Origin of the sequence: Meiothermus sp. CFH 77666 (assembly GCF_017497985.1) — a bacterium.
GTDB lineage: Bacteria > Deinococcota > Deinococci > Deinococcales > Thermaceae > Meiothermus.
Genome location: NZ_JAGDFV010000056.1, coordinates 1 through 6,226, shown reverse-complemented (window position 1 = coordinate 6,226; position 6,226 = coordinate 1). Strand labels below are relative to the sequence as shown.

Sequence of the window (6,226 nt, the reverse complement as noted above, 5' to 3'; positions counted from 1 at the left end):
TGCCCACACCAAGACCCAGACGGCTGCGGCGGTGGGGGCACTACCTGCTCGCGCTCAGGGAGAACCAGGCGGTGTTGAAAGACTGGGGCGAGTTTGTGCTGAGGTATCCCGCAGAGGAGGTTCACCGTTACCACGAGGTACGCAGCGGTGTGCTGTGGGTCTGGCAGGCCCGCCGAACCACCCAGTTGCCGCCGGAGGAGGAAGTGTCCTTCCCCGGACTAAAGCAGATCGTGGCCATCCATCGCCACAAGATGCATAAACGTAGCGGTGCTGTTTCCCAGGAGCAGGCCAATGCCGCTACCCTGGCGCGCCTCAGCCGGGGCCACTGGGCCATCGAGAACCGGCTGCACCACAAGCGGGATGTGGCGCTTGGAGAGGATGCCTGTGGCTCTGGCTGCCCTGCGCAACCTGCTCCTGGGCTTCCTTCATCAAAAGGGCGCCCCTGTGTTGCGCAACCTCCGTCGCTTCGCCGTCAATCCTATGCCCCTGTATCGGTGGTTATCGGGGTAGGGGTGTATATGATAAGAGCCTGGGTTGATAACTTGACACCTAATCACAACAAATAGTAGCTTCTAAAATAGAAACCACAAGATGTGGTTTCCCCAACGGAGCCAGGGGAAGTGCGGTGAAACTCCGCCGCTGTCGCGCAACGGTTATAGCCCGATCGCCTGCCCGGCTGGGTCTCCTAGTCCTCGCGCAAAGGACGGAAAGGATAGCCAAGTGAACCCCTCGCACACAACCTAAAACAAGACATCGGCTTCCATACGCCCATGCTGGGCTTGAACCGAAGCTAGTACCAGTGTGATTCTCCGCCACCTTGGCACCCTATCTGGGTGCCGATAGGGAGAGTTCTGTTTGAATTTGGGGAGGAGTAGTGCTCATAGCGTATGCCTCAAAAACCGGCAACACCGCCCGCTTTGCTGCGCGGCTGGCTTTGCCCTTGCTGCGCATCGAGAGTGGCCTCGAGTGCTTGGAGGAACCCGCGGTGCTGCTGACCTACACCACAGGGTTCGGCCAGGTGCCCCCGGAGGTGGAACTTTTTGCCCGGGCCAACCACCCTTTCATCCGGGGAGTGGCGGCCAGCGGCAACCGCAACTGGGGGCGCAATTTCGCCAGGGCCGCCGACCGACTGACCGAGCGCTATGGCTGGCCGGTGCTGCTCAAGTTTGAGCTGGCGGGCCTCGAGAGCGACCGCCGCCGCTTTCTGGACGCCTTGGAGCATTTGGATCCGGCGGTCCGGATCTAACGGAGGTTGAACGGTGCGTTACCTGGAACTCAACAGTGCGGTACTGCACAAGAAAGACGGCTTTTTCCAGCTCGAGAAAGACCAAGAGGCCGTACAGGCCTTCGAGGCCGAGGTAGAGCAGAAGCTAAGGAAGTTTTCCGACCCCATCCAGCGCCTCAAGGCCCTCATCGCTGAGGGCTACTATGAGGACTTTTTTGCTCGCTACCGGGAAGAGGAGGTGCTCGAGTTATCTGACCTGGCCTACAGCTACGGCTTCCGCTTCCAGAGCTTCATGGCCATCTCTAAGTTTTACAAGGACTACGCCCTCAAGACCGACGATAAGAAGCGGTACCTCGAGCGCTACGAGGATCGGGTTCTGGCGGTGGCCCTGCACCTGGCCCAGGGGAACCCAGCCAAAGCCCGGGCCTACCTCGAGGCCCTGATGGAGCAGCGCTACCAGCCCGCCACCCCCACCTTCCTGAACGCCGGGCGGGCCCGGCGGGGGGAGCTGGTGAGCTGCTTTCTCCTGGAACTCGACGACTCCCTAAACTCCATCGGCTACAACCTGAACCAGGCCATGCAACTCTCCAAGATCGGGGGCGGGGTGGCCCTCAACCTCTCCAAGCTGCGGGCCAAGGGCGAGCCCATCAAGGGGGTGGCCCACGCGGCCAAGGGTGTGGTGCCGGTGATGAAGCTCCTGGAGGACGCCTTCAACTATGCCGACCAGATGGGCCAGCGCAAAGGGGCCGGGGCAGTCTACCTGAATATCTTCCATTGGGACGTGGAAGACTTTCTGGATACCAAAAAGATCAACGCCGACGAGAAAAGCCGCATCCAGACCCTCTCGCTGGGCCTGATCGTGCCTGCCAAGTTCTTCGAGCTGGCCGAGCGCGGCGAGGATTTCTATGTCTTCGCCCCCTACTCGGTTTACCAAGCCTTCGGGGAACCCCTGGACGACCTGGATCTCGACCGGCGCTATGAGGAGCTGGTGGCCCACCCTGCGGTCAAGAAGCGCCCCCTCTCGGCCCGGGCCATGCTGACCCGCATCGCCCAGACCCAGTTCGAGTCGGGCTATCCCTACATCATTTACAAGAGCAACGCCAACCAGGCCCACCCCCTGAAGCGCCTCGGGCAGATCAAGATGTCCAACCTCTGCACCGAGATCTTCCAGCTCCAGACCCCCTCGGTCATCGCCGACTACGGCGAGCCCGACCAGATCGGCTACGACATCAACTGCAATCTGGGCTCGTTGAACATTGTGAACGTAATGGAGTCGGGGAAGCTGCAAGAGAGTGTGCACACAGCCATGGATCTGCTCACCGCGGTGAGTGACCTCTCCGATATCAGGAACGCCCCAGGGGCCCGCAAGGCTAACCGGGCCTTCCACGCGGTGGGCCTGGGGGCCATGAACCTGCACGGGTTTTTGGCCAAGAACCGCATCCGCTACGAGTCGGAGGAAGCCCGCGATTTTGCCCGCAGCTTCTTTGCAGCGGTGAACTTTTACTCCTTGGAGCGCTCCATGCAGATCGCCCGGGAGCGGGGGGTCAGCTTCGAGGGTTTTGAGCTTTCGGACTACGCCAGCGGGGCGTATTTCGAGCGCTATCTGGCCGAGGACTTCCGCCCCCGCAGCGATGTGGTCAGAGCGCTGTTTGCTCATCTCGAGTTGCCTGGCCCCGCAGACTGGGCCCGGCTCCAGGCCGAGGTGCAGAGGTACGGCCTTTACCACGCTTATCGGCTGGCCATCGCACCTACCGCTAGCATCAGCTACATCCAAAACGCCACCCCTTCGATTCAGCCCATCGTGGAGGTGGTGGAGACCCGTACCTACGGCAACGCCACCACCTATTACCCCGTTCCCTTCCTCTCTGAGGAGACCTACTGGTACTACAAGTCGGCCTACCACATGAACATGTTCCGCTTGATTGACCTGGTGGCCGAGATCCAGCCCCACGTGGATCAGGGCATCAGCACGGTGCTCTATGTGACCAGTGAGACTAGCACCCGCGAGCTGGCCCGGCTTTATGTCTATGCCGAGCGTAAAGGCCTCAAGAGCCTGTACTACACCCGCACCAAGAACCTCTCGGTGGAGGAATGCGTGAGCTGTGCAGTGTGAGGGAGACTCCATGATTCAAATGCCATCAATCATCCAGCCCGGTTTCGGGGCGGTCAACTGGAACCGGCTCGAGGACGCCTACAGCAAGATGTTCTGGGATCAGAACGTGCGGCAGTTCTGGGTGGACGAGGAGATTCCGCTGACCGATGACAAGCTGGCCTGGGCGACCCTGAATAGGGCCGAGCAACGGGCTTACGAGGAGGTTCTGGCCGGGCTGACCCTGCTGGACACCCTCCAGGGTGGGGTGGGGATGCCCCAGATGGTGCAGTGGGTGCCAGGGCTCCAGGCCAAGGCGGTGCTCTCCTTCATGGGGGCCATGGAGCAGATGCACGCTAAGAGCTACAGCTCCATCTTTTCCACCCTATGCACCAGCGAGCGCATCGAGCAGCTTTTCGACTGGGTGCGCCACCAACCCGAGCTTCAGGCCAAGCTGGGCCTCATTCACCAGGCCTACACCGACGTCCAGGACGAGGCCAGCCTTTACCGGGCCATGGCCGCCAGCGTGCTGCTCGAGTCCTACCTCTTCTACTCGGGGTTCTTCTACCCGCTCTACCTGGCCGGGCAGGGCCGCCTGACCAGCTCCGGCGAGATCATCAGCCTGATCATCCGTGATGAGGCCATCCACGGGGTCTACGTAGGCCTGCTGGCTCAGGATCTCCTGAACCGAATGGGGGAGAGGGAACAAGCCCAGGCCCATGGCGAGGTGCTGCGGCTGCTGGAGCGGCTCGAGGCCCTCGAGGCCCGCTACACCGAAGCCCTCTACGGCGAGATTGGGCTGGAGGAGGCGGTACGCACCTTCTCCCGCTACAACGCCGACAAGGCCCTGATGAACCTGGGCCTGGAGCCTTTTTTCCAGGTGGAGGCCCAGGCGGTGAACCCGGTGGTGCTGGCCGGCCTGCGCACCGAGACCAAGCACCACGACTTCTTTTCCACCAAGGGCAACGGCTACATCAAGGCCACCCGCGTAGAGCCCCTCTCCGACCTGGACTTCTACTTTCCCGAGGCCACCCCCGACCTCCGGCCGGTGATCAAGCGCGACGGGCGTAGCGTGCCCTTCGACGAGTTGCGCATCGTGCGGGCGGTGCAGAAGGCCGCCAGGGCTACCGATGTTACCCTGGATCTCACGCGCCTCGAGCGGTACATCCTTGAACCCATCAAGCGCCAGGCCCAGCAAGAAAGCCTCACCGTGGAGGCCATTCAAGACCGGGTAGAGGAGGGCTTGATGGAGATCAATCCTCAGGTGGCCAGAGCCTATATCCTCTACCGCGAGGCCCGGGCCCAGGCCCGGCGGGGGCAGCCATGAAGGAGACCCGCACTGTACACCTGGTGCGCCCTGGCGACTGCAACCACTACGGCAGCCTTTTCGGCGGCACGGCCATGGCCTGGATGGACGAGGCGGCCTTTGTGGCCGCCACCCGGCACGCCCGGGCCAAGGTGGTCACTGTTCATGCCGACGCCATGGACTTCCGTCACCCGGTGCCCCAGGGCTCGATCGTGGAGCTGGTGGCCTCGGTCAAGGCGGTGGGCAGAAGCTCCATGCGGCTCGAGGTGGAGATGTGGGTGGAGCCCTTGGAGCGCGAGGAACGTACCCTGGCCTGCCGAGCGGGGTTTGTGATGGTGGCGGTGGGGCATGAGGGTATGCCAACGGAAGTGCCTCCACCTTCGTGATAAAACAGCACGTTCATCCGGTTGGGGTCTGGGGCGGAGCTCAAGAAAAACTAGGTTTGGTAGGGAATGGTTAGCCCCAGGCCTCCGTCAGCCGGCTGTATCCTTAATATGGAAAGCCGATCTTGGGGTGGTTCAACTCAGCGTTTTATTCAGCACATCTAGGAGATAAGAGACCTCGAGGGGTTTTGTTATATAGGCGCTAGCGCCCTGAGCTAACAGGTATTCGATTTGCTGGGGTGAAGCATCTGCGCTCAGGATGACTACCGGGATATCTCGTGTGCGGGCATCGCTCTTGAGACGCAATAACACATCCTTCCCCTGCATATCCGGTAGATGAAGATCGAGTAAGATCAAATTTGGCCGATGTTCCCTGGCGAGCTCCAAACCCAAACTGCCTTGCATGGTGGTTATCACTTCCGGGTTTCCAAATCGCATCAGTATATGTTCTACGAGACGCAAATTAGAGAGATTGTCCTCAATGTACAATACTGAAAAGCGATTTGTAGAAAGACTCCCAGGAACGCCGGCATCAACAGAACTTTGTTCGAGCATTGGCATGCTCATTTGAGCCTTGGGGAGCTCGACCCAGAAATTACTTCCCTGATTTACTACACTATCTACACCCAGGCGTCCTCCCATCGCTTCGATCAGGCGCTTCGAGAGCGCCAGACCCAAGCCTGTACCCTCAACGTTCTGGACGCCAAGTCTGTCAAAAGGGGTGAACAACCGGCTCATCATCTCGGGGGCGATCCCAAACCCGGTATCTCGAATGTTTATGCGAAAACTCTCCGGCAAAGGGGAACAGTCCAGCGTAACCTTTCCACCCTCACGGTTGTACCTAATGGCGTTGGAAAGCAGATTTAAGAATACCTGCTTAAGCCGCTGTCGATCAGCGAGTACCGGCGTCTTGAAGTCTGAAGTGTTGTTCAGGACAAACTTAATTCCTCGCCCTTCTGCCATAGGCCGACTAAGCTGAATGCATTCATCCAGTAAATCCAGTACCGACATCGACTCCACCGATAGCGACAACCGGCCTGTTTCAATACGGCTTATATCCAAAATTTCGTTGATTAACTGAAGTAAATGTTTTCCAGGTAGTAAGGTGAGATTATCCCTGGGGGTAGTTGAAAGGGAGGCCCCTGTCAGCGCAGATTACGCTGTGTGAAAACAGAAAGACCTCCCATCGAAAGGTTAGCTTGTCCGATTGAAGGATGCAAACT

At 59.8% G+C, this 6,226-nt stretch carries 5 protein-coding genes, 1 pseudogene and 1 riboswitch; of the genes and pseudogenes, 5 read left to right on the top strand and 1 reads right to left on the bottom strand.

Annotation, left to right across the window (positions count from 1 at the left end):
• From J3L12_RS16435 to J3L12_RS16415, 5 genes and pseudogenes are all read left to right on the top strand, one after another.
• Positions 1–566 (top strand): annotated as a pseudogene (locus tag J3L12_RS16435) (hypothetical protein); the annotation flags it as partial.
• A gap of 11 nt (positions 567–577) precedes the next feature.
• Positions 578–691, top strand: a riboswitch (cobalamin riboswitch).
• A 183-nt stretch (positions 692–874) separates the two neighbouring features.
• Positions 875–1,246 (top strand): class Ib ribonucleoside-diphosphate reductase assembly flavoprotein NrdI, encoded by a 372-nt coding sequence (gene nrdI / locus J3L12_RS16430; RefSeq protein WP_208016130.1) that lies wholly within the window; start codon positions 875–877, stop codon positions 1,244–1,246.
• A 13-nt stretch (positions 1,247–1,259) separates the two neighbouring features.
• Positions 1,260–3,338, top strand: coding sequence for a class 1b ribonucleoside-diphosphate reductase subunit alpha (gene nrdE, locus J3L12_RS16425; RefSeq protein ID WP_208016129.1), 2,079 nt, complete (start codon positions 1,260–1,262; stop codon positions 3,336–3,338).
• 10 nt (positions 3,339–3,348) lie between these two features.
• Entirely contained in the window at positions 3,349–4,641 is a 1,293-nt protein-coding gene (gene nrdF / locus J3L12_RS16420) for a class 1b ribonucleoside-diphosphate reductase subunit beta (RefSeq protein ID WP_243455339.1), read from the top strand.
• The gene (locus J3L12_RS16415; protein ID WP_208016128.1) at positions 4,638–5,006 is read left to right on the top strand and encodes an acyl-CoA thioesterase; all 369 of its coding nucleotides are present in this window, start codon (positions 4,638–4,640) and stop codon (positions 5,004–5,006) included. The genes nrdF and J3L12_RS16415 overlap by 4 nt, the downstream gene beginning before the upstream one ends.
• 132 nt (positions 5,007–5,138) lie before the next feature.
• Here the strand turns inward: J3L12_RS16415 and J3L12_RS16410 are convergent, their stop codons facing one another.
• The gene (locus tag J3L12_RS16410; protein WP_208016127.1) at positions 5,139–6,014 is read right to left on the bottom strand and encodes an ATP-binding protein; all 876 of its coding nucleotides are present in this window, start codon (positions 6,012–6,014) and stop codon (positions 5,139–5,141) included.
• Positions 6,015–6,226 lie beyond the last annotated feature (212 nt).

What these genes read in the sequence shown, in the direction of transcription:
- nrdF (WP_243455339.1), top strand. Translation starts at nt 3,349, where the DNA reads ATGATTCAAATGCCATCAATCATCCAGCCCGGTTTCGGGGCGGTCAAC.
- J3L12_RS16415 (WP_208016128.1), top strand. Translation starts at nt 4,638, where the DNA reads ATGAAGGAGACCCGCACTGTACACCTGGTGCGCCCTGGCGACTGCAAC.
- J3L12_RS16410 (WP_208016127.1), bottom strand. Translation starts at nt 6,014, where the DNA reads ATGTCGGTACTGGATTTACTGGATGAATGCATTCAGCTTAGTCGGCCT.